At 69.4% G+C, this 23,230-nt stretch carries 17 protein-coding genes; 4 read left to right on the top strand and 13 right to left on the bottom strand.

The window, feature by feature from the left end:
- Nucleotides 1–178 precede the first annotated feature (178 nt).
- The 5 genes from trxA to GVV76_RS00965 form a co-directional block, all read right to left on the bottom strand.
- Nucleotides 179–505, bottom strand: coding sequence for a thioredoxin (trxA, locus tag GVV76_RS00985; RefSeq protein WP_159624275.1), 327 nt, complete (start codon nt 503–505; stop codon nt 179–181).
- Between the two features lie 47 nt (nt 506–552).
- Entirely contained in the window at nt 553–1,479 is a 927-nt protein-coding gene (gene trxB, locus GVV76_RS00980) for a thioredoxin-disulfide reductase (protein ID WP_159624273.1), read from the bottom strand.
- Nucleotides 1,480–1,558: 79 nt separating this feature from the next.
- Nucleotides 1,559–5,731: a lipid II flippase MurJ gene (locus GVV76_RS00975; RefSeq protein ID WP_236263138.1), complete on the bottom strand. Its 4,173-nt coding sequence runs from the start codon at nt 5,729–5,731 to the stop codon at nt 1,559–1,561.
- Nucleotides 5,728–8,244, bottom strand: a complete 2,517-nt coding sequence (locus tag GVV76_RS00970) for a DUF6049 family protein (protein ID WP_159624270.1) — start codon at nt 8,242–8,244, stop codon at nt 5,728–5,730. The genes GVV76_RS00975 and GVV76_RS00970 overlap by 4 nt, the downstream gene beginning before the upstream one ends.
- Nucleotides 8,241–8,750, bottom strand: coding sequence for an NUDIX hydrolase (locus tag GVV76_RS00965; RefSeq protein ID WP_159624268.1), 510 nt, complete (start codon nt 8,748–8,750; stop codon nt 8,241–8,243). Before GVV76_RS00965 ends, GVV76_RS00970 begins: the two co-directional genes overlap by 4 nt.
- A 213-nt stretch (nt 8,751–8,963) precedes the next feature.
- Here GVV76_RS00965 and GVV76_RS00960 point away from each other — a divergent pair, with 213 nt between their 5' ends.
- Nucleotides 8,964–10,448 carry a CCA tRNA nucleotidyltransferase gene (locus GVV76_RS00960; protein ID WP_159624266.1) on the top strand — a complete coding sequence of 495 codons (1,485 nt, stop codon included), beginning with the start codon at nt 8,964–8,966 and terminating at the stop codon, nt 10,446–10,448.
- Nucleotides 10,449–10,459: 11 nt separating this feature from the next.
- On the opposite strand, the gene GVV76_RS00955 is transcribed toward GVV76_RS00960, so the two are convergent.
- The 8 genes from GVV76_RS00955 to GVV76_RS00920 all read right to left on the bottom strand — a co-directional run bounded on the left by GVV76_RS00955 (nt 10,460) and on the right by GVV76_RS00920 (nt 17,471).
- Nucleotides 10,460–10,723, bottom strand: coding sequence for a hypothetical protein (locus GVV76_RS00955; RefSeq protein WP_159624264.1), 264 nt, complete (start codon nt 10,721–10,723; stop codon nt 10,460–10,462).
- Nucleotides 10,724–10,781: 58 nt separating this feature from the next.
- Entirely contained in the window at nt 10,782–11,705 is a 924-nt protein-coding gene (locus tag GVV76_RS00950; protein ID WP_159624262.1) for an ABC transporter permease, read from the bottom strand.
- Complete coding sequence (locus GVV76_RS00945) at nt 11,702–12,574, bottom strand: ABC transporter ATP-binding protein (RefSeq protein ID WP_159624260.1); 873 nt, start codon at nt 12,572–12,574, stop codon at nt 11,702–11,704. The genes GVV76_RS00950 and GVV76_RS00945 overlap by 4 nt, the downstream gene beginning before the upstream one ends.
- On the bottom strand, nt 12,571–13,830 hold the full coding sequence (locus GVV76_RS00940; RefSeq protein WP_159624258.1) for a HesA/MoeB/ThiF family protein: 1,260 nt from the start codon (nt 13,828–13,830) through the stop codon (nt 12,571–12,573). The genes GVV76_RS00945 and GVV76_RS00940 overlap by 4 nt, the downstream gene beginning before the upstream one ends.
- A 142-nt stretch (nt 13,831–13,972) precedes the next feature.
- On the bottom strand, nt 13,973–15,109 hold the full coding sequence (locus GVV76_RS00935; RefSeq protein ID WP_159624256.1) for a hypothetical protein: 1,137 nt from the start codon (nt 15,107–15,109) through the stop codon (nt 13,973–13,975).
- A complete protein-coding gene (locus tag GVV76_RS00930) occupies nt 15,078–15,284 on the bottom strand; it encodes a hypothetical protein (protein ID WP_159624254.1) in 207 nt (68 codons plus the stop codon). Before GVV76_RS00930 ends, GVV76_RS00935 begins: the two co-directional genes overlap by 32 nt.
- A gap of 538 nt (nt 15,285–15,822) precedes the next feature.
- Nucleotides 15,823–16,437: a response regulator gene (locus GVV76_RS00925; protein WP_159624252.1), complete on the bottom strand. Its 615-nt coding sequence runs from the start codon at nt 16,435–16,437 to the stop codon at nt 15,823–15,825.
- Nucleotides 16,434–17,471 carry a sensor histidine kinase gene (locus GVV76_RS00920; RefSeq protein WP_159624250.1) on the bottom strand — a complete coding sequence of 346 codons (1,038 nt, stop codon included), beginning with the start codon at nt 17,469–17,471 and terminating at the stop codon, nt 16,434–16,436. The genes GVV76_RS00925 and GVV76_RS00920 overlap by 4 nt, the downstream gene beginning before the upstream one ends.
- 182 nt (nt 17,472–17,653) lie before the next feature.
- Here GVV76_RS00920 and GVV76_RS00915 point away from each other — a divergent pair, with 182 nt between their 5' ends.
- The 3 genes from GVV76_RS00915 to GVV76_RS10510 are packed head-to-tail and all read left to right on the top strand — an operon-like array spanning nt 17,654 to nt 23,192.
- Nucleotides 17,654–18,187: a zinc ribbon domain-containing protein gene (locus GVV76_RS00915; RefSeq protein ID WP_159624247.1), complete on the top strand. Its 534-nt coding sequence runs from the start codon at nt 17,654–17,656 to the stop codon at nt 18,185–18,187.
- A 21-nt stretch (nt 18,188–18,208) separates the two neighbouring features.
- Nucleotides 18,209–18,916 carry a restriction endonuclease gene (locus GVV76_RS10515; protein ID WP_268891750.1) on the top strand — a complete coding sequence of 236 codons (708 nt, stop codon included), beginning with the start codon at nt 18,209–18,211 and terminating at the stop codon, nt 18,914–18,916.
- Complete coding sequence (locus tag GVV76_RS10510) at nt 18,867–23,192, top strand: type ISP restriction/modification enzyme (protein WP_268891749.1); 4,326 nt, start codon at nt 18,867–18,869, stop codon at nt 23,190–23,192. The genes GVV76_RS10515 and GVV76_RS10510 overlap by 50 nt, the downstream gene beginning before the upstream one ends.
- The last annotated feature ends 38 nt before the right edge of the window (nt 23,193–23,230 follow it).

Raw genomic sequence — 23,230 nt, 5'->3', positions numbered from 1 at the left:
ATAAAAGGAGGACGCTTTAAAAATAGTAGGCGGCGCCGATTAATATTGGGCGGATGAAAGATATTCCGTATAGATAGCAGAATCGTGCCCCCCACCCCACGAGGGGCGGAGGGCACGGGGATCACGCGATGCTCAGGCAGCGCGGGCGGAGCGGCGAACGCTCCTACGCGGCCAGTCGTCAGCCGAGGGCCTTCTCGATCTCCTTGAGGAACGCCGGCTTGGGACGGGAGCCGGAGAACTGGTGGACGGTCTGACCGCCCTTGACGACGACGAACGTCGGGATGGAGGTGATGCCGAAGGACTGGGCGATTGACGGGTTCTCGTCGATGTCGACCTTGACGACCTTGACCTTCTCTCCGAGCTCATCGGCAACCTTGTCCACCACCGGGGCCATCTGGCGGCAAGGGCCGCACCAGGGCGCCCAGAAGTCAATGAGGACGGGAAGCTCGGAGGAGGCGACCTCGGCCTCGTAGGTGGCGTCGGTGACGGTGAGTGCGTTGGACATGAGATCTCCTAATGAATGGTCGATGAGAGTGGAGTGGAAACAGGTGGTCAGGCGGTGAGCGAGGCGATGTAGTGCTCAGCGTCCAGCGCGGCACGACAGCCCGAGCCGGCGGCGGTGATGGCCTGCTGGTAGGTGGCGTCGGCGACGTCGCCACAGGCGAAGACCCCGGGGATGGCCGTGCGCTGGCTGGGCGCGTCAACGACGATGTAGCCGGCGTCGTCGAGCTCGAGGACGTCCTTGACGAGCTCGGAGCGCGGGATCTGGCCGATGGCGACGAACAGGCCCTCAGCGGGGATCTCGCGGCGCTCGCCGGTGACGGTGTCCTCCAGGGTGACGGACTGGAGGGAATCCTGCCCGCCCAGCGCGACGACCTTGGAGTTCCAGGCGAAGGAGATCTTCGGGTCCGCCTCGGCGCGAGCGGCCATGGCGGCGCTCGCCCGCAGCTGGTCGCGGCGGTGGACAACGGTGACGGAGGAGCCGAAGCGGGTGAGGAACGTGGCCTCCTCCATCGCGGAGTCGCCTCCCCCGACGACGACGATCGGCTTGTCCTTGAAGAAGAAACCGTCGCAGGTGGCGCAGTAGGAGACGCCGTGGCCGGAGAGCCGGTCCTCGTCATCGATCCCGAGCTTGCGGTACTCCGAGCCCGTGGAGATGATGACGGTGCGAGCCTCGTAGACGGCGTCGTCCGTGGTGATGCGCTTGATGTCACCGGTCAGGTCCAGCGCGGTGACGTCCTCGTAGCGGATGTCCGCGCCGAAGCGCTCAGCCTGCTCCTGCATGTGGCTCATGAGTTCGGGGCCCATGATGCCCTCGTCGTACCCGGGGTAGTTCTCTACCTCCGTGGTGTTCATGAGGGCGCCCCCGGCCGTCACGGAGCCTGCGAGCACGATGGGGCTCAGCTGCGCGCGCGCGGTGTAGATGGCGGCCGTGTAACCGGCAGGTCCGGAGCCGACGATGACGACGTCGTGGATCATGACTCTCCTGTGTGCGAGAAATCGAGTAGCGGTAGTTGTTGCAACCAACGATGAAAACCGCTTGTTCCCGACCTCTCGCCTATCGAAGGGTGATCTCGGTGATAGTGGCCTTGTTCTTGCCGTCGTCGGGGGCCACCGGCAACTCGGTGATGACGATCACGATCGTGTCCGTCGTGGTGGCACCGAAGGAGAAGGACGTGGCCCCCGAGGTGAAGGGGCCCTCCGCCAGCAGGGTGCCCCCCTGGGGGTCCTGCGCGCTGGTGGCGCGGATCTGGACGTGACCGCCCTGGCCGGTCCCCTGGAGGCTGATCCCGGAGACGGGGGCGGCCTGCTTCAGGGTGACGGCGATGCTCACATTGCCCAGTCCCGTGGGCTGGTTCGCCCACTGGGTGTGCCAGTCCTTGGAGGTGTCCCCATCGACGAGGCGACCCTCGAGCTCGGGATGCTGGCCACTCAGGCTCTTCGCGCCGGTGATGGTGATCGGCGCCTGGGAGCCGGGCGCGTCCCCGCCCCGGCCGTCACTGCTGGGGGCGGCGGCGGTGGATGGCACCGTGCGCGCGGCGGGCACCTCCTTCTCCACGAGGGGCACGCCCAGGAGCTGGAGGATGTTGGTGATCGCGAAGTAGGCGACGACGAGCACGATGGCGAGCAGGCCGACGATGATGCCCGTCGAGACGCGGCTGTTCGTCTCGGCGTCGTCATCCTCCGATTCGTCGTCGATGCGGGGCAGTGAGCCGGAGGTGTCGAGGGGCTCGAGGAGCGTCGGCGCGGGCCGGGCGGGCGGGAGCGCCTGGGTGGGCGCCTCCACGGGGGGCGGCGGGGCGGCCGCCGCGCTGGCCGGCGCTGCCGGGACCTCCAGTGGGAGCGGGGCCGCGCTCGCGGTGGCCGGCGGGAGCGGCGCCGCCGCCGTGGATGTGGCGGGTTCTGAGGCGCTGGAGGCGGCCTCGGTGGAGGCCGCGCTCGCCCCGGGCCTCGTGCCCAGGGCCCCGGCGCGACTGGCCGACAGGCCGCGCAGGCGCCCGAGGACGGTCTTGGCCGCCTCGGCCGGCACGGGAGATGCCGCGGGCCGGGGCGATGGCGCGGGAGCGGCGGAGGAGGGCCGCGCGGGAGCCCGCCCCGGAGTCGTGGGCGCCTGCGGCACGAGGCCCCGGAGATCGGCCGTGTCCCAACGGCCGAGCTGGTGGGCGACCTCGGAGGCGGAGATCGGCGCCTGGTCTGAGAAGGACCTGGCGGCGAGATCGTCGAGCTCCTTCTCCGAGGCGAGCGCGGGCACGAAGGACGAGGGGCGGGCGGGCATGCCCTCGGAGGTAGGCGCGGGCGCGATGCCGGCGCGCTTGCCTGGCCAGCGGCGCGTCAGCCCGAAGTAGAGGAGCTCGACGAGCGAGCGGGCGTCGGCGCGATCGGGGTCGAGCGGATCGCCGCTGGACTTCTCCAGGTCGAGTGCCGCGGCCTCGATGCCGACGCCGGAGATCCGCACAGTGCCATCGGGCATCACCCGCACGGACTCGGGGGCGAGGTTGAGGTGGTGCAGTCCCCTGCGGGAGGCCGCTTCCAGCGCCTGGGCCGCCTCCCCCACGATGGCGCGGACCTGGGCGGGGCTCAGGCCCTCGCGCACGAGCGAGCCGAAGGAGCGGCCCGCCACGGACTCGGAGACGATGAAGGCCGGGTTGCCGTGCTCGACGTCGTAGATCCTCTGAAGGCGGGCATCATCGATGAGGGCCGCGCGGGAGGCGGCATCAAGGATCTCGTCGCGATGCGGTGTGGCACCGCTGAGGGTCAGGACTACGACCTCGCGCCCCAGGATCGCGTCGCGGCCGAGATGCCGCACGATACGGGGCAGGGTGGCGGGCATCGCGGCCGTGAGCGCGTAGCGCCCCGACCCGATGGGCTTCGCCTGATCCATGCCGTCCATGCGGACACTGCCTCCCGTGCTGTCGGCTATCTGTGCGTTTGGACTTATCGTAGCCGCCCCCGGGGCTCTTACAGCGAAAGAATCGGGACTGGATGGGGAGACCTTCCCTGCTGGGGCCTCGGATCGCGGGATCGCCGCGGGCGCTAGCGGGCCTGGGAAGGCGAGTGCCGGTCCGGTGGCGAACGCGCCGGTGCTCCCCGCCGGGGTGATGGACGGTGGGAGGGCGGTGGGGGGCTCGCCCGTGGCGGGCGCGCCCGCCACGGGGATGGTGGTCGGTTGGGCGTGGGGCTGGGCTTCGGTTAGCCCATGCGACGGCTCCTGCGCGGCCGTGGGCCAGACGGCGGTGCGCGCCGCGGGAGGTACTGATTCAGGGAGCGCATGGGCAGGCGCGGTGCTGGGCATCGCCTCCGCTGGTGGGGCGGCCGGTGCGGGTGCTCGGTCGGGCGCGGGGGCCGCGGGCGCCGGTGCTGCCGTGGCGGGCGCGGGGCGCGCCGGGGCCATCCTCAGTGACCCGCCCAGGCGGGTGAGGGCGCGGCCGGCGCCACCGGGCAGCGCGCGCCCGGCCTTGGTCACGATGCCGGACACCGGGTTCATGAGGATCGCGAGCTCATCGATCCGCAGGGCGCGGGCCGCGGCGAGGTAGACCAGAGTCATGATCGCCCCGACGGTGAGGACGACGAAGATGGCGTCGAGGGCGGCGGCCCCCATGAGGTGCCCGTCGGCGTCGCCCAGGAGCTCGCGCACCCCGATGCCCGCGACGACCGCGGGGATGACCGCGCCGATGAGTCGTAGGTGCGTCGAGATGACTCGCCGGCTGTCGAGGTCGGGCAGGTGGCGGCGCATGAGCGGCACCACGACGGCCACCGCCCCGGCCTGGGCGATCGGTGACGAGATCGCCGCCCAGAGCATCCAGTGCTGGGGCTCGGCCAGGAAGTAGGTGAGGAGGCAGACGACCACCGGGATGACGCCTACGGTGATGTCCGCCCGCACGAGGCGGCGGGTGTCCCCGTAGGCGAGCAGCACCCGCTGCGTGGTGAACCAGATCCCCTGGACCACGATGCCCATCGCCAGGGCCACGAGGATCGGCGCGGCCGCGCGGGCCTGCGCCAGGGACACCGAGGGCACGAAGGCCTGGAGCGCGGGCGTGGCCAGGACCGCGATCCCGGCGCTGGCCAGCACCGTGAACACGGCCACCGAGCGCAGCCCCAGCGAGAGGTCATCGCGCACGCCAGCGCCGTCGTTCGCCGCGGCCTTCTCGCTCATGCGGGTGAACAGCGCCGTGACCACGGAGGTGGTCACCAGGGACTGCGGGAGGATGTAGATGAGGAGGGCGTTGTTGTACATCGTCGTCGAGGGGATGATGATGCCCTGGTCGGCGACCTTCTCCGCCGCCGACACGGCCCGTGAGCCCAGGTTCATGACGGCCCAGTCGCCCAGGGCGGCGACGATGATCCCGATAAGCGCCCACCCGGCGATCTTGGAGGTGTCGCCCAGGCCCAGGCCCCGCACCCCGAAGATGATGCGCGGGGTGAAACCCGAGTGGCGCAGTGGGAAGTAGAGGACGAGTGCCTGGATGACGATGCCCAGCGTCGTCGTTCCCGCGATGAGCGTGATGCGCATGGCGTCCCACTCGGCGGGGCCGCCGTCTGCTCCCGCGTAGCGGCCGTAGATCGCGATGTAGGCGATGAGCGAGGCGATGGAGATGATGTTGTTGACCACGGGCGCCCACATGTAGGGCCCGAAGACGTGGCGGGCGTTGAGTACCTGCCCCCACAGGGCGTAGAGCCCGTAGAAGAAGACCTGCGGCATACACCAGAACGCGAAGGCGTAGCCCACTGGGAGCCACCGCCCCAGACCACCGCCGTAGAGGTAGATGATGAAGGGAGCGGCGAGGGTGAGCAGCGCCGTGATGGCCAGGATGAGGGTGCCGGCGGCGGTGAGCAGCCGGTTGACGACCTCCTCGCCGTTCTCGCGCCGTAGCGCCCGCACGATCTGCGGGACGAGGACGGCGTTGAGGATGCCGCCTACCAGCATGTTGTAGAGCTGGTTGGGCAGGGTGTTGGCGATGTTGAAGGCGTCGGCGGCGCCGGAGGCCGTGGCCCCCAGGGCGGCGATGAGCAGGGCGTTGCGCACGAGCCCCAGGAGGCGGGAGGCCATGGTCCCGACCATCATGACCACCGAGGAGCGCATGATCGACGCTGGCTTGGGCGCCTTGCGCCTCCGGCTCGGCTCAGGGGCGGCCTGGGGGGCCCACCCGTCGGGCCGATCCGGCGCGACCGGCCGGCCTGCCTGGCCTGGCCGGGGCGCCATCGGGGCGTTCTGGGCGTGGGCGGGGGTCATGCGTCTCCCTCCAGCTCGGGGGCGCCCGCGAGCGGGGCGTCGGGCACTGCGCGCCTGCCGCGCCGGACGGTTCGGTAGATGCCGGCGGCCAGTAGGACCACGAGGACGCCGGTGACGATCCGGGTGCCCCGGCCCTCCCAGTCGGCGCGCACCCGTATGCGCAGTTTCGCCGGGGTGCCGACCTCGGTGCCGTCCGAGGACAGGATCCTCGCCGTGAGGCTCGCGTTACCCGAGCCGACGGCGGTCACGGGCACGGAGGCGACGGCCTGGCCCCCGGCAGGGACCACAACTGAGACCGTCTCCTTGGTCTGGAGTCGCGGCGAGCCGGATATGACCTCGACCACCACGGTGGAGTCCTGCGTGAGGGACGAGGAGACGCGGATCGGCAGTTGCGCCTTGTCGCTGATGAGGTTGATCGTTGAGCTCGGGGTGACCTGCAGGGCGTTGACCACGGAGTTCGCGGCGGCGTCGGCGCCAGCGATGAGCGCCGCGCGCCCGGCGGTGTCCGACCTCCAGGCCGAGGCGGACACGGAGGAGACCACTTGGGCGCGCGTGCCCATGATCGCCGCGGGGTCGTGGAGGACCGAGCTCGTGGCGCTCACGCGCTGCGCGGCGGCGCGGGCCTGGGAGAGCTCGGGATCGCTCAGCTCGGTGTCGATGACCTTGATGTCCGGCAGCGCGGCGCGGCCGGGCTCATCGTCCTGGGAGGCCTGCTGGCTGGCGTTGGTGCTGAGATCGGCCAGACCGGTGGGGGCCGTCCAACTGGTCTGCCTCAGCGCGTCGACCCGGGCCCCCAGGACCGTGGGCGAGGTCATCGAGGCGGTCCGGCGATCGATGGCGACCACCACGTCCCGGCCCAGGTTCGGGGCCTGGCGAGTGAGGATCGCCGTCTGGGCGCGCAGGTACTGGCGGGTGTCGATCTCGCTCAACGACTGCGTGGAGGCCTGCGTCTCCAGGCTCCCCGCGATCCCGGAACTCAGCGCGGTATCCGGCAGGAGAACCGCGCGACCCTCCCGCGAGGCGATGCCCGAGGGCGTGTAGGTCAGCGGCTCCGTGACGCTCATATCCCCCGGGGAGGCGACGACGACGCGCGTCGAGTCCGGCAGGGCCGACAGCGTCTGGGCATCCAGGGGCCCCGCGGGCCAGGCCAGGGAGGCGCTCGCGCTCGCGCCGACCAGCAGTGAGCCGCTCGTCCGGGCCGTGGCGGTGGTCATGAGCTCCGTGGCGCCCAGATGGGTCAGGGCGGACGCATCGGCATCGCCCCAGGGAAGGGCGACGACATCGCCCTTGCCCTTCGCGCCCGATCCTGTCAGAGCCCGGTACAGGGAGCCGGCGAGCTCGGTGAGGTCCTCCTCCGCCACATCCCGTGGGGCCGGAGCTGGTGAGGCCGTGGGGCTCGGCGAGCCGCTGGGGTCGGCCGACGCGCTGGGCGCGGGGGCGGGCTGGGGCGCCGATCCTCCGGAGCCCGCCGCGGCGGCGGCCTGGAGGCGCTCAGGAGTCATGCCGAGGGCGTCGATGAGGGCCGGGTCGATGGCCAGGATGACGCCGTCGCCGGCGAGGTCGAGCAACCCCTTCACGCGCTGGCGCAGGGCGTGGATGGAGGCCCCTGAGCCCGGTGAGGCGACCGGGGGGACGGAGTCCGGCCCCGCGGAGGGGCTCGGCGAGGAGGTCGCGGAGGGGGCGGGGGTCGCGCTCGCGGTCGGCGCCGCGGAGGGGCTCGCCCCAGGGCTCGGTGAGGCGCTGTGGGTGGCGGTGGGGCCGGCCGTCGGGTTGCTCGTCTCCCTGGCGGCGTCCTCAGCGGCCTGCTCCGCCTGACGCTGCTCGGTGGTTCCCAGGTTCGCCAGGAGCGCGAGCTCGGCGGGGCTCGCGGTCACAGGGATGACGACGGCGACGCGGCTGGGATCCACGGACGCGCCGCTGTCCCACAGTGAGATGGCCCGGTCCTGGGCGAGCGTGTTGCCGCTCTGCAGCAGGGTCACCTGGATGCCGCGCGGGCCCCATTGATCGGTGTCCGCCAGGGGGAGGTCGGAGCTCTTGACGGTCAGGGAGAAGCGCTGCGAGGTGCCGGGGGCGACGTCGGTGCCGAGGGCCTCATCCATCGCGGTGACGAGCGACGTGTTGCGCTCGTTGGCGAGCCAGGAGCTGAGATTTCCGGTGGAGACCTCCGTGGTCTGCTGCGCCTGGACGAGGATCGAGGCGCCGGAGAGGTTCGTCGTCGTGCCGTTGGTGATGGTCCCGGAGATGCGCAGGTCCTCTCCCGAGTGCAGGATCTCAGGGGCCATGGCGTCCACCGTGAGAGTCACGGCGCCGGCGGTGACGCTGGGGGCGGTTGGGCCGGGGGCGCTGGGCGCGTTATCGGCGGGCAGGACCTTGACCGCCGGGGCGCCTCCCCGCACCGGCGCCCCCGCCGGCGCTACGGGCGCGGCGATCGCCGGCCCGGCGATCATCATGGCCGCGCTGGACAGGACGGCCGCCGCTGAGGCCAGCAGGCGCCGCGTGCGACGCGAGCTCATCCATCCCCCACGAGGATGTCGCGGGCGGCGGCAACGATCCTGCGCTCATTGGGATAGGCCAGGCGCTTGCCGACGTCGTCGAGCGACACCCAGGCGACGTCCTCGGCTTCATGATCGGGATCGTTCTCCGTGGTCAGCTCCCCGCCGACGGCCTCGAGCAGGAAGTGGTGGACGACCTTGTGGACCCGGTGGGCGTCGCCCGCGAACCAGTAGTCGATCGTCGCCAAGTGGCGCAGCACGCGGCCCGTGATGCCCGTCTCCTCGGCGATCTCGCGAACGGCCGCCTCCTCGGCGGTCTCCTCGCCCTCCAAATGCCCCTTGGGCAGGCACCACTCTAAGCGCCCGCCGCGGTTGCGGCGCGCGATGACGGCGGCGAAGGCGCGCCCGCCCTGGACGTCGACGACGAGCCCGCCGGCGCTCGTCTCATCGACAACGGGCAGGCCGCGCGCGCTCGAGTGCCGCGGCGACGAGCCAGCGCGGGGCTTGCGAACGCGGTGAGAGGGCATGGGGACACTCTAGGCTGTCCGGGCCCCTGGGTCGGCGCAGTGCGTGCCGAAGCGGGCCAGGTGCTCCTCACATGGATCTCACATGGACTTCCGCGATCAGCCTGGGGACGGCCCTGCCCGGCCCTGCCCGGCCCTGCCCGGCCCTGCCCGGCCCTGCCCGGCCCGGGACGCCCGCGGGAGCCGGCGGGGCGGGCTCATGGCAGGCTTGCCCCGATGACTACCTTTCCAACCAGCGCCTCCCGCACGGCCCACCCGACCCCCTCCCTGACGCCCACCGCGCGCGACGCCCTGGCGGGACTGCCGCCGTCGTTGGCCGCGCTCGGGCATGCCTTCGCGCGAGCCGGCCACGAGATCGCGCTGGTGGGAGGCCCTGTGCGCGACGCCTTCCTGGGCGTGGCCCCCCATGACCTGGACCTGACCACCTCGGCCCGCCCCGAGCAGACCGAGGAGCTCCTCAAGGCCTGGGGGGATCACTGCTGGGACGTCGGCCGCGAGTTCGGCACCATCGGGGCGCGCAAGGGGGACGTCGTCGTCGAGGTCACCACCTACCGCACCGAGGCCTACGAGGTGGGTTCGCGCAAGCCCGCCGTCTCCTACGGGGACACGCTGGAAGGTGACCTCACGCGCCGCGACTTCACCGTCAACGCCATGGCCCTGCGCCTGCCCGATCTGGAGCTCGTCGATCCCCACGGGGGCCTGGCGGACCTGGAGGCCGGGATCCTGCGCACCCCCGTCACCGCCACCCAGTCCTTCGACGACGACCCCCTGCGCATCATGCGGGCCGCGCGCTTCGCCGCCCAGCTCGGATTCGACGTCGAGCCCGACGTCATGAGCGCCATGGAGGGGATGGCCCACCGCCTGGAGATCGTCTCCGCCGAGCGCGTGCGCGCCGAGTTGGAGCGCCTGCTGCTTTCCCCGGCCCCCCGTCGCGGCCTGGAACTCATGGTGCATACCGGCGTGGCCGACGTCGTCCTGCCGGAGCTCGCCGCGCTGCGCGATACCGTTGACGAGCACAAGCGGCACAAGGACGTCTACGAGCACACCCTCGTGGTCCTCCAGCAGGCCATGGACCTGGAGACCGGGGCTGACGGGCCCGTGCCCGCCCCGGACCTCGTGCTGCGCCTGGCTGCGATCATGCACGATATCGGCAAGCCCGCCACCCGTCGCTTCCTGCCCGACGGCACCGTCACCTTCCACGCCCACGACATCATCGGCGCGCGCATCGCCAAGAAGCGGCTGACCGCCCTGCGCTTTGACAAGCAGACCATCAAGGACGTCGCCCGCCTCGTCGAGTTGCACCTGCGCTTCCACGGCTACGCCGACGCCACCTGGTCCGACTCCGCCGTGCGCCGCTACGTCACTGACGCCGGGCCCTTGCTCACGCGCCTGCACCGCCTCACCCGCGCCGACGTCACCACCGGAAACCGCCGCAAGGCCGCCATGCTCTCCCACGCCTACGACGACCTGGAGCGGCGCATCGACGAACTCGCCCAGGCCGAGGAGCTCGCCGCGATCCGCCCGGATCTGGACGGCGGGCAGATCATGGCCGAGTTGGGGCTTGAGCCGGGGCCTGTGGTGGGCCAGGCCTACCGCTTCCTCATGGACCTGCGCATGGAGAAGGGCCCGCTGGGCGAGGATCTGGCCCGCGAGGCCCTGCGGTCCTGGTGGAGTGCCCGCCGCTCACCTGAGAGCCACTGAGCGGCGCCAGCTCAGCGCAGGAGGGCCGTGAGTTGACGGCGCGCGCGCAGGAGCCTGACCTGCGTGGGGATGCCGACGGCGAAAACGCCGACCAGGACCATGAGGCACGCCCCCGAGACGAGGAACACGTGGAAGTCCCGGGACGCCGCGAGACCGACCACGACGATGACCACCGCCGCGACGACACGGGTCGCGTTGGCACGCGTCTGTAGGTGGTGGATCGTGTGCCTGAGCTCGTCGATAGTGGCGCGATGAGTGGTGTCGCTGGGGGTCATGGCTGTTCTCCTGGGTGGGTGCTGGCTCAGCAGTGAGCATTGACGGATCAGTAATGACTTAGTGACGATGGCGAGGTTGATGACTTCGGGAGACGGTCGTTGTGCTGTAGCGACCCACGGTCCTGGGCACGACGATACGTGTGATGACCACAGTGACGAGGCTGAGTAGGACAAGTACGCCCAGTGCTGCCCCCCAGGGCTCGAGGGGGGCGGCCTGGCCGGCTATGATCCTGCCTGGCTCGACCATCGGCGCCGACAGTGGCAGCAGGGCGGCCACCACAGCCGTCGGCGAGCCCGGGTTGAAGACGGCGACGTAGGACAGCACGAAGACGAGTATGAGCACGAAGGAGACCGGGAACTGCGCGTACTGCAACTGACTCGGCTCACGCACGAACAGTCCGACAGCCGCGTAGAGGACCGCGAAGAGGACGACGCCGCCGCAGGCGCACACGACGGCCACGCCCCACTGTGCAGCCGACAGTGAGGTAAGGCCCAGCATGCGGGCCAGGCTGACGAGCGGCAGTTGGTGCAGTGCCGCAAGCGCACCGGCCTCCGCGGCGACACCGAGGAGCAGGCTGGTGACCGCCACCATGAGCGCTGCCAGCCGAGCCATGACCACGGTCAGCGGGTTGACGTGGCGAAACACCATGACAGACACATGGGATGTACGCTCCAAGGCGACGGAGGTCGTGATGATCGACCCACAGGCGAGGATGAAGATATAGACGGTGAGCAGCAGCAGCAGGGAGACGACGAGCCCGCGCTGAGACGCCTCAAGCTGAACGCCCTCGGTCTGGTTCTGCGTGGATGCGAGGACCTCGGCCGCGGCATCGCTGGTACGAAGCCAGCACGTGAGGCCTGGTAGCACGAGCAGGATGAGAACTGAGGCGATCCTGAGCGTCTGGGACCGGAGCATGTCGACGAGTGCGGCACGAGCGACGGTGAGGAACTGACGTGAGGAGCGGTGACTGGTGGTAGTCATGACTGGTCCTTCTGGTGACCGAGAACGAGGACGTAGAGTTCTGACAGGTTGAGAGCAGCCCACGTGAAGTTCCCCGGGTCCGAGCCCTGTGCGAGAAGAGCGATGGCGCTTGTGTAGTTCTTGAGGCCGTGGACCTGGAGCCAGCCCTGTTCCGTCCGGGAGCAGGACAGGCCGGGCGCACCCGCCACGGCATCCTCGACGGCCTCCGGACGCTCGACCGTCAGCCGGTGGCCCCCGTAGGAGGAGCACAGGTCTTCCACAGGCCCGGTGCAGATGATCCGCCCGTCGCGGACGAAGGCGATGTCGGTGACCATCCGCGCGATCGCGTGCACGTCGTGCGCCGACAGAACGACCCAGTGGTCGCGGGCGTAGTCCGCGAGAATCTCGCTGACGAGGGTCTCGCCGATGGGATCGAGTCCGGAGAACGGCTCGTCGAGAAGGACGCAGTCAGGGTCGTCGATGAGGGCGCAGGCAAGCTGGACGCGCTGCTGGTTGCCCTTGGAGAGCTCACGCACCCGGAAGTCGGAGTACCGGACCAGGTCGAAGGTTTCGCACCAGCGGCGGGCTGCTGCCTCGCCTGCACCAGAGATCTGGGAGAAGTACCTCAGGTGCTCGGTGACTGTCATGGACGGGTACACGCCGCGCTCTTCAGGAAGGTAGGAGACGCTTACGCCCCGGGGGACGTGAAGGTGTCCACGTGTGGGCGTGACAAGACCGGCGAGCGTGGATAGAAGAGTTGTCTTACCTGCTCCGTTGCGGCCCAGGAGCGCGAGCGGGCGGCCGCGCTCAATGCTCAGGCTGACATCATCGAGGGCAACGACGCTGCCGTAGCAGGCCTGTACCCCCTCCACAGTGATGTGCCTGTTCATGACCGCACCGCCTGAAGGACCGACACCGAGTGCAGGCGTCTTCCGGCGGCTTGCTCGATGCTCTGGATGATGGCGGTGAGGACGACGAAGACCATCGCCGCCAGGCACGACATGATGATGAAGTCGACGATGACGCGCGCTATAGCAATGATCAGAGGGAGGTGGGAGACACCCAGCAGCGACGGGTTGAAGCGCAGTGTGATGGCGAAGTTGATCGCGGCGTAGACGATGGCGACGATGGCGACGATGGCAGCGCGGTTCCCGCGCGGCAGCAACGTGGTCAGGAGGGTACACACGCTCCAGTACGCCAGCGTCAGACTTACCGACCACGTCGGCAGAGTGATGAGGAACGGCAGCGTGCACATGACGGTGGCCCACAGTGGCACCACGAGGGTCCGCCACCACCCGTCCTCGACGGTGCTTGCGCGGGACCCGCAGACGGGACAGAGCGTGACGCGGTTGAGTTGACGGTGCTCGATGTGTCCGGTGGCGCCGTGACGGACGGTCATGCGCCCGTTCTCCACGGGCGTCGCGCCGGTCAGCGAACGGATGATCTCGTCAGCCACCAGTGCGGCAGTGAACTCGGTGACAGAGGAGTTGGTCCCTCCCCGTCCGGCGATAAGTCGCGTCTCCTCCACCGGGGTCTCGTAGCAACTCAGGCAGGGGGTCCTCCCCGGGACGTAGGTCGGCCCGACGATGGCGTCGAGCTGGACGAACCCTCCCGTGGAGTAGGGGATGCGCGCCTCGACGCAGGCCGTGTTGATCCAGTGGGTCACGTCGTGCGGCGTGTCGAGTGCCTTGACGACCCCAGTCGGTCGGTACTCGCGGATGAGGGCGCGCAGTTGGCCCATGCTAGTGAGGTGCTGGCGCAGGCCCGTAACCCTCAGGTCGTCGCGTAGCCGCATGAGCTGATCGACCAGCGCCTCGACCTTCGGTCGACCGATGTCGTCACGGCTGTACAGCAACTGCCGGTTGAGGTTGGACTCCTCGACGACGTCGTCGTCGAGGACGATGAGATGTCCGACACCGTGCGCTGCGAGGATCCACGCGACGTGGGAGCCGATGGCCCCCGCCCCGAGGATGAGGACCGTCGAGTGCGCGAGCGTCACGAGTTGGGACTCGGCTCCGGTGAGGGATAGCAGCCCGCGTGTCCGGGACAGGAGCCCATCGTCACTGGGACGATAGTCGAGCAGCGCGTGGTTGTCGAGGAGCACCCGGGTTGTGTGGTTACCGAGCTCGTTCACGACGTCCTTCATCGTCACTGGGGTGCCGTGCACAATGGCGCCACGGCATTGCGAGGCGCTGTCCGGTAGGGGCAGCACCCGCGAGGACCCCAGAAGGAGACCGGGCTCTCCCCCTCGTTCCACGAGCGGCCGGAAGGGGTTGAAGTAGTACAACTCAGCCATGACGCACCGCCCGTCGGATACGGAGCACCAGTTGGACGAGCAGGGACACCACGACTGCTGTCGCCATGAGCCCGGTCATGACTTGTCCGAGGATTTCCACTGGCAACCCCGTCCACTGGGGCAGGGCGATGGACGCGGCCGTGATGATGAGGCACGGGAGGAGAAGGACCGTCACCGCGGTGAAGTACCCTGCCAGGACTCGCTGTACGGTGCTGGTGCTGGCAGGCACCGGGCGATTCATGAGGACGGGCAGGCCCAGGCTGAGGAGGTCGTCCACGCCGACGATCTCGCAGAAGACTCGGTAGCCGTCGAGCCTGATTATGGGGATGAGGTTCGCCAGCACCATGGCGATGTTTACGCAGGAGGCTAGCAGGACGAAGCTGTGTAGCCAGTGTGGTGCGGCGGGTGCTGCGATGAGCACGAGGAGGGAGACGAGCAGCAGGATCGCCTGCATACTCAGGCCGGCGCACCAGGCCTGGATTCTGCCGATCCGTGTGCGGATCATGGAAATACCGGTGGCGTCGACGTAGAACGCCGGGATGAGGAACATGAGGAAGAAACCGGTCTCGAAGACGTGCCCGCCCCGGGCCTGGATCGTGACCGCGTGGCTGGATTCGTGGAGGAAGCCGATGATGAGGATAGACAGCAGGTAGGTCAGGAGAGAGGACCCCGATAGGTAACTCTGGTTGAGCAGCGAGGTAACCACCTGCGGCGCGTGCCGGGCGATGAGCCAGGCGTTGAGCGCGGTCGACAGGATGCCCCCGATGCTGATCACGTCGGCGAGCAACCGCAGGACCCGAGGGTGGTGCACGGCGCCCGATAACGGGATGGTGATGATGCGCAAGGACCAGGGGCGCTGCCGGGCGGGGCGCGCCTCGTCGCTGCGCAGGACACCCAGGTCCCGCAGAATGACGACGATCTTCTCGACGTCACGTCCGGAGAAGTCCTCGCGGACAGCGCTCTTGAGGTCGTCGATGTGCAGCGGTGCGGAGCACGTGGCGACCAGGCGGGACTCCTTCGGACCCAGGATGAGGGTCTGGCGGGTCCTGCGGCACCGGACCACGCTCTGCGTGCCATGCGGGACGATGGCGATCCGCTCAGGCCTGAGGACGGAACTTGCGGCTGACAAGGAAGATCACCTCGATAAGAAGAGCGGCGCCGAGCAGCCAGCGGACCGCTGCCCAGACGGCGCCGGGGAGGAAGCTGTAGCACACGGCGGTGACGAGTACCCAGATGATGAGAGGCCACAGTCTGGGAGTGCGGGAGAGGATCGTGCGACGTCCGGTAACTGGTGCGGGGGTCATGACAACTCCTGGTGTGGGCAGTGGGTGGGGGACGGTTGCGGGGGTGGAGGCGACCCACCCCCGCAACCGGAGCGCGTGTCAGCAGAAGAACAGGCTGCCGACCGCGATGCCGAGGGTGACGCCGACGATTAAGTCATCGCCTGCGTCACAGGCGACAGCGTCGTCGACCGTCGAGATCGAATAGGACATGGGAATGCACCTCCCTTCGCCCAGACGATGTCGTAGGAGATGCAGTGCGAACCGGGGGTCAGTCGCAGGCGAGGGCGACGAGGCCGACGCCGGCGACGGCGCCCGCGACGGTCCAGCCGGAGACTGCGGCCTCCTCGGTCTGCAGCGAAGTGATCTCGAAGGTGCTCATGAGTGACTCCTGTCGTGTAAGGGATGAGTTTCGGCGGGTCTGCGCCCTGCCGGTGCCTCCAGTTTTCGCCGGCTGAGAGCAGGGGCGCGATCGGCCTGGTCATGATCTGGGCATGACTTCGGTCATGGGTGCGCAGGGCTTGCCGGGCGGCCGACGGCGAACGGCGGCCTCGCCGAACGCTTAGATCCAGCCGTTGCCCTGAGCCAGACGCACCGCCTCAGCGCGGTTGTGCACGCCGAGCTTCTGGATCGCGTGGGACAGGTGGTTCTTCACGGTGCCGGTCGACAGGAACAGGCGCGCGGCCGCCGCCGCTGTGTCCGCCCCCTCGCGCACGCAGCGCAGGACCCGCTGCTCAGCCTCCGTCAGGGGGTTGGGCCCCAGCAGGGCCGCCGAGGCTGCCAGCTCGGGGCTCACGACCCGCCCGCCGTCGGCGACCGTGCGAATCGCCTGGAGCAGGTCACGGGCGTGGACGTCCTTGCTGAGGAAGCCCGAGACCCGGGCGTCAAGGGCCGCCCGCACGACCCCGGGGGACGTGACGACCGTGAGCATGATGACGCGAGTTCCGGCGGCCTGCGGGATGTCCGCCAGCGCGCGTACCGTCTCCAGGCCGCTCATGCCGGGCATGTCGACGTCGACGAGGACGACGTCGACCGGCTGAGACCGCACGAGCTCAAGCAGCTCAGGCCCACAGGAAGCCACGCCGACAACCTCGATCGCCGGATCGGTCCCCAGGAGCGTCCTGAGCGTCTCGGCGAAGAGGACCTGGTCGTCGACGACCGCCACCCGGATGCTCATGCTGTGACCTCCTGCGGGTCGTGAACGTCGCCGACGACGTCGGGACGGACGGTGAGAGACGGCAGGGTGACCTCGACGGTGGTGCCGCTGCCCGAGGAGCTGATACGCAGGCCGCCCCCCTGCCCCTCGATCGCGCGGCGCAGCATGGCCAGGCCGTGGTCGGGGCGCAGGCGTGAGGTGCTCATGCCGTGCCCGTTGTCGGCGACCGTGAGGCGGGTGGCGCCGTCGTCCCTCAGGACTGTCGCGGTGACCGTCGTGGCGCGTGAGTGGCGCACGGCGTTCGTGCCCAGCTCGCGCAGCGCCCGGGCGAGAGCCGTCTCCACCGTGGCTGGCAGCGTTCCCGGCTCGGGCACCTGGGTGCGTACCTCGATACCGGCCAGGGCGCCGGTGGACCGCAGGACCTCCGCCTCCACGGCCAGGCACGAGGAGACGTTGCCGCGGATGACCGTGCGCAGGTCCGCGTACGCCTGTGTCACAAGGTCCTGGGCTCGGGCGAGCAGTGCCGCCGCGTCGTCGTGCCCAGCGAGGGCCGGATGGTCCTCGACCATGCCGAGCGTCAGGCGCAGGGCCGACAGCTCCTGGCCGATCGAGTCGTGCAGGTCGCGGGTGATGCGGGCGCGCTCGCGGTCCTGAGCGAGGACGACGGCCCGGGCGGAGCGATCCGCCGCCCGGTGGTCGAGGTCAGTGAGGACCCGGACCCACGCGGTGGCGAGGACCGCCGTTGCCATGACGATGAGGCTCTCAACCGGGGGACTGATGAGTGCCAGGGTGAGCGCCAGGGCGACGACCTCAATGGCGGCGACCCGCCAATGAGGGACTGCGAGGACAACGGCGACGGCCGCGATGACGCAGCTAAAGGCACCGCCGAGGACCCCGAGGTAGCCGAGAACCGGGTACGTGAGGGCAAGGACCTGGCTGATGACGAGGGCCTCTCTCGTGCGCCCGTCAGCCGAGCGGTGCCGCAACGCGAGCGCGATGGCCGCCACAGGCAGGAGGCTGACGAGATCAAGCACCTCCATCAACCACGCGGGCATGACGCCTCCTCGCCGACACAGTGTCGATACCGGACCCAGATTCTATCGTCGGGGGGCGGCGGGCGCGCGGCGCGTCCGCCCACCGGGGAGCGTCGACGCGCGGAGAGGGCTGCATCTAGTATCACGACGTCCTTTACGCGCAGGCCGGGGAACCTGGCGTGCGCACTGGCGAACGGAGCCTCATGAGCACCAACGACCCACAGTCCCCCTACCGCGACAACGGGGGTCGCCCGCGTCAGTACGACGTCGAGCCCTGGCGCAAGTGGGCCTACTACGGTGGTATCGCGTTGCAGGCCGTGGGCCTCCTCGCCTTCCTGTCCGTCTTCGCCTTCTTCTTCACGAGCTTCAGCTCGATCGCCGGCAACCCCGACGCGATCGGCACGCGCGTGGGCCGGATGTTCACGGTGTTCCCCTTGGCCTTCGTCGGCCTCCTCCTCGCGATCTGCGGCCAGACGTTGCGGAAGATCGGACGCAAGGGCCTGGCCGGCTCGGGCGTCATCCTGTCTCCCCAGGCAGAGGTGCGGGACGCCGAGCCCTGGAACCGTGCGAAGGGCGCTCAGGACCAGCAGCGCCTTGAGGAGGTGCCCGCACTGGGCGGGCTGGGTGCCGGCCGTGGCGCCGGGGCTGAACCGCAGATCCGCGTGCGCTGCCGGGCCTGCGGGTACCTGGAGACCGAGGACGCGACCTTCTGCTCCGGCTGCGGCGCGCGCATGTAGCCGCACCCGTATGCTCTCACCGTGAGCACGCAGAGCATCGCGGCGATCCTGGACGCCCTGTACTTCGAGGCCAGGACCGAGCGCGGTAAGGGCACGAGCTTCGAGCGGCTGGTGCGCCAGTTCCTCCTGACGGATCCGCGCTATGCCGAGCGCTTCGACGAGGTGTGGATGTGGTCCGACTGGCCGGGCCGCGATGGCCGGCCGGACCGCGGTATCGACCTGGTGGCCCGTGAGCGTCAGACGGGCGAGCTGTGTGCCGTCCAGTGCAAGTTCTACGACCCTGAGCACTCGGTGTCGAAGAAGGACGTCGACACCTTCCTCGCGGAGTCCGGCACCGGTGAGTTCTCCTCGCGCCTGTTCGTCTCGACGACGGAGCACTGGAACCGGGCGGCGGAGCAGACCGTCGCCCACCAGGCTGTCCCGGTCTCTCGCATCGGTCTGCAGGATCTGTTCAGCTCGACGATCGACTGGGACTCCTTCAGCCTCCAGACGCCGGAGGTCATGGTTCGCGTCGGGCGCAAGAGCCTGCGCGAGCACCAGCGGCGGGCCCTGGCCGCGGTGACTGAGGGGTTGCGGACGGCGGACCGTGGCAAGCTCATCATGGCCTGCGGCACCGGAAAGACGTTCACCTCCCTGCGCATCGCTGAGGCGATGGCAGGCGTCGGAGCCGGCGGGGGGGGTGCTGTTCCTTGTCCCCTCGATCGCGCTGCTGTCGCAGACGCTGCGTGAGTGGAGCGCCGAGGCTGAGGTTCCGCTGCGCTCCTTCGCGGTCTGCTCGGACGCGAAGGTCGGCAAGGGACGCAGCAAGGACTCACTGAGCGAGGACATCTCGGTGGTGGATCTGGCCATCCCGGCCACCACCGATGCGCACGCCCTCGCGCAGCGCCTGGCGCGGCCGGCGGTGAGCGTCGACGGCGTCGCCCCCATGACGGTCGTGTTCGCGACCTACCAGTCGATTGACGTGGTGGCGCGCGCCCAGGAGGCGGGCGCTCCCGCCTTCGACCTCATCATCTGCGACGAGGCGCACCGCACCACCGGCGCGACTGCCGCGGGCGACGAGGATTCCGCCTTCGTCCGCGTCCACGACAGCGCCTACCTTCGCGGGGCCAAGCGCCTGTACATGACGGCCACGCCCCGCATCTACGACGACTCCACGAAGGCGCGCGCAGGCGAGAAGAACGCGGTGCTCGCCTCCATGGATGACGAGACGACGTACGGGGCCGAGCTGTTCCGCCTGGGCTTCGGCGAGGCGGTCTCGCGCAGTCTGCTCACCGACTACAAGGTGCTGGTTCTAACGGTCTCCGAGGACCAGGTGGCCGCGCAGCTCCAGTCCTCTTTGGCTCAGGACGGCCAGCTCAAGCTCGACGACGCCGCCCGCATCGTCGGCTGCTGGAACGCCCTGGCCAAGCGCAGCGCGCAGGCGGGGGACTTCGGGGCGGACGACCGTCCCATGCGCACGGCCGTCGCCTTCGCGCGGGACATCGCGACCTCCAAGCGCTTCGCCTCCTCCTTCAACGGGGTGGCCGAGGACTACCGGCGCACCCTGGCTGAGCCCGACGGCGGTGCGTCCGGGCTCGCCTCGGTCGAGGTGCGTCACGTGGACGGGTCGATGAACATCCTCGAGCGCACGGAGCGGCTGTCCTGGCTCGCCGGTGGGGCGGAGGAGGCGACGGCGGTGGACGGCGCGTCGTCGTGCCGGGTCCTCACCAATGCGCGCTGCCTGAGCGAAGGGGTGGACGTCCCGGCACTGGATGCGGTGATGTTCCTGTCCCCGCGCAAGTCTCAGGTGGACATCGTGCAGTCCGTGGGGCGAGTGATGCGTCTGGCCCCGGGCAAGAAGTACGGCTACATCATCCTGCCGGTGGCGATTCCGGCGGGCAAGGCACCTGAGGAAGTCCTGGCGGACAACGACGTCTTTAGGGTCGTGTGGGAGGTGCTTCAGGCGCTGCGCGCCCATGACGAGCGCTTCGACGCCATGGTCAACAAGATCGACCTCAACCGGTCCAAGCCGGACAAGGTGGCCATCATCGACCCCTTCGCGCCGGGCGGTGACGACGGCGACGGTGAGCCGGGCGCATCCCGGACGGCGCAGGGCCTTCAGACGGGCTTCGACCTGGACTCCTTGGGGCGCTGGAAGGACGCGATCTACGCGCGGCTCGTGCAGAAGGTGGGCTCGCGCCGCTACTGGGAGCAGTGGGCCAAGGACGTCGCCCAGATCGCGGCGCGCCACCGCACCCGTCTTGAGCGCCGGGTGGCCGACCCTGCTGTCGCCGGCGAGTTCGAGACGTTCCTGGCGGCGCTGCGGGCCAACCTCAATGACTCGATCACCGAGGACTCGGCCATCGACATGCTCTCCCAGCACCTCGTGACCAAGCCGGTCTTCGACGCCGTGTTCGACGGGTACGACTTCGGCGCCGAGAACCCTGTGGCCCAGGTGATGAGCCGGATGCTCACCGTGCTCGACGGCGACAGCCTGGAGGCGGAGACGCAGCAGCTCGAGGGCTTCTACGCCTCGGTGCGTGAGCGCTGCGCCGGCATTGACAACGCTGAGGGCAAGCAGCGGGTCATCACTGAGCTGTACGAGAAGTTCTTCTCCCTGGCCTTCCCCGCGACGGCGAAGTCCCTGGGCATCGTCTACACGCCGGTGGAGATCGTCGACTTCATCCTGCGCAGCGTGGACTGGCTCTCGCGTGAGCACTTCGGGCGCGGCGTGAGTGATGAGGGGGTGCATGTGCTCGACCCCTTCACCGGGACGGGTACCTTCATCGTCCGCCTCCTGCAGTCCGGGCTCATCCGGCCCGAGGACCTGGCACGCAAGTACGCCAGTGAGCTGCACGCCAACGAGATCCTCCTGCTGGCCTACTACATAGCGACGGCGAATATTGAGGTGGCCTACCGCGACTGCGCGTCCGGCTCTGGCGGCGGGTACGCACCCTTCAACGGGATCGTCCTCACCGATACCTTCCAGATGGGTGAGGACGACGACGTCCTGGACCGCAGTGTCTTCGTGGCGAACAACGACCGCGCCGAGGCCCAGCGGGGGCTGGACATCCGTCTCATCGTGGGTAACCCGCCCTACTCGGTGGGGCAGAAGTCGGCGAACGACAACAACGCCAACCAGCCCTACCCCTGCCTGGACCTGCGCATCGCCGCCACGTATGCCGAGCGCGCAGTTGGCAAGAATATGAGAAACCTCTACGACTCCTACCTGCGTGCTATCCGTTGGGCGAGCGACCGCCTGGGCGACGCCGGGGTCATCGGCTTCGTCACCAACGGCGGCTTCATCGACGCCAACACGGCCGACGGCGTGCGGCTGAGCCTGGCCGAGGAGTTCGCCCACATCTATGTGTTCAACCTCAGGGGCAACCAGCGCACAGCCGGTGAGTTGTCCCGTCAGGAGGGTGGCAAGGTCTTCGGTGCTGGGTCGCGGGCGACCGTCGCTGTCACCTTCCTCGTCAAGAACCCCGCCCACACCGGCCCGGCCGTCATCCACTACCGGGACATCGGCGACTACCTCAGCCGCGAGGACAAGCTCGCCATTGTCGCGGACTCGCGCGTGGAAGAGATGGACTGGGACCGGCTGGTCCCCAACGAGGTCGGCGACTGGATCAACCAGCGCGATCCGCGTTACCAGTCCTGGCGGGTGTTGGGGAGCATGAAAGGTGGTGATCCGGTTTTCTCTAGTACGACCCTAGGTGTGACCACTAATCGTGATGTCTGGGTCTACAACTTCTCGTTGGACACCCTGCGAGACTCATGCGAGCGCCTCATCGACACCTACAACGCCGAGCGTGAGCGCGTGCACCGCCAGCACAGGGGCGCCCAACTCACCGACAAGAGTGTGCGCGACCTCGTCACGACTGACGAGACCCAGATCAAGTGGACGCGAGACCTCTACGGCTCTGCCGCCAAGAACAGGCTGATTCGCTATGACGCGGGTGCCACCCACTTGGCCTTGTACCGTCCCTTCTGCAAGCAGTGGCTCAACGCCAGCGACGGCATCATCTACCTGCCCGCCATCCTGCGACGCTACTTCCCCACGCCGGCGCACGACAACCTGGGGTTCTACGTCGTTGGTTCCGGTTCCGATGTTCCTTTCTCCTCGCTCGTGACAGATGTGGTTCCGAATCTGCATGTGACGGGCGCGGGCAGCGGAGGCCAGTTCTTCCCGCGGTGGACGTGGGAGAAGGTCTCGGGTCGTCACGCCGCCGAGGGCGACGGCTTTGACCTCGACGCGCTCAGTGAGCCGCAGGGCGAGGCGGGCGCCGCCGTCGGATATGAGGGCGAGGTCATCGGCGACTACCGGCGCGTCGACAACGTGACGGACGCGACCCTCAACGCCTACCGCGCCGCCTACGGGCCTGAGGTGGACAAGGCCGACGTCTTCTACTACGTCTACGGCCTGCTCCACCACCCGGAGTACCGCAGCCGCTACGGTGCCGACCTCAAGAAGTCGCTGCCTCGCATCCCGCTGGTGGCCACGCGTGAGGACTTCACCGCCCTGGCCACGGCCGGGCGCGCCCTGGCGGACCTGCACCTCGACTACGAGGAGGTCGAGCCCTGGCCGCTGACGCTCACCGTGGACGGGGCGTCCCTGCCGTGGGCGCGGCGGACCGACCTCGACCCGGCGCGACTGCGCGTGACGAAGATGCGCTACGCCAAGACCCGCGTCGACGGCACGAGGGTCGACGACAAGACGTCGATCGTCTACAACGAGCACGTGACCGTCTCGGGTATCCCGGAGCAGGCACAGGACTACCTGCTCGGCTCACGCAGCGCCCTGGACTGGCTCCTTGACCGCTACCAGGTCAAGGTCGACAAGGCCTCCGGCATCGTCAACGACCCCAACGACTGGATGGACGAGGGCGCCGGCGCCGAGCCGGGAGCCCCCGCCCAGCCGCTCTACCTTCTCGACCTCATCGCCCGCGTCACCACGGTCTCCGTCCGCACCCAGCAGATCGTGGGAGACTTGGGTCCCTTGGAGGTCCTCGACGCGGAGGTGTGAGAGAGGGTGGGTCACCTGTCGTCGCCTGCGTCGTGGAA

This window comes from Actinomyces sp. zg296 (assembly GCF_009829695.1).
Taxonomy (GTDB): Bacteria; Actinomycetota; Actinomycetes; order Actinomycetales; family Actinomycetaceae; genus Actinomyces; species Actinomyces marmotae.
Note: the sequence above shows the minus strand (reverse complement) of the source record. Positions and strands in the feature narration are given on the sequence as shown.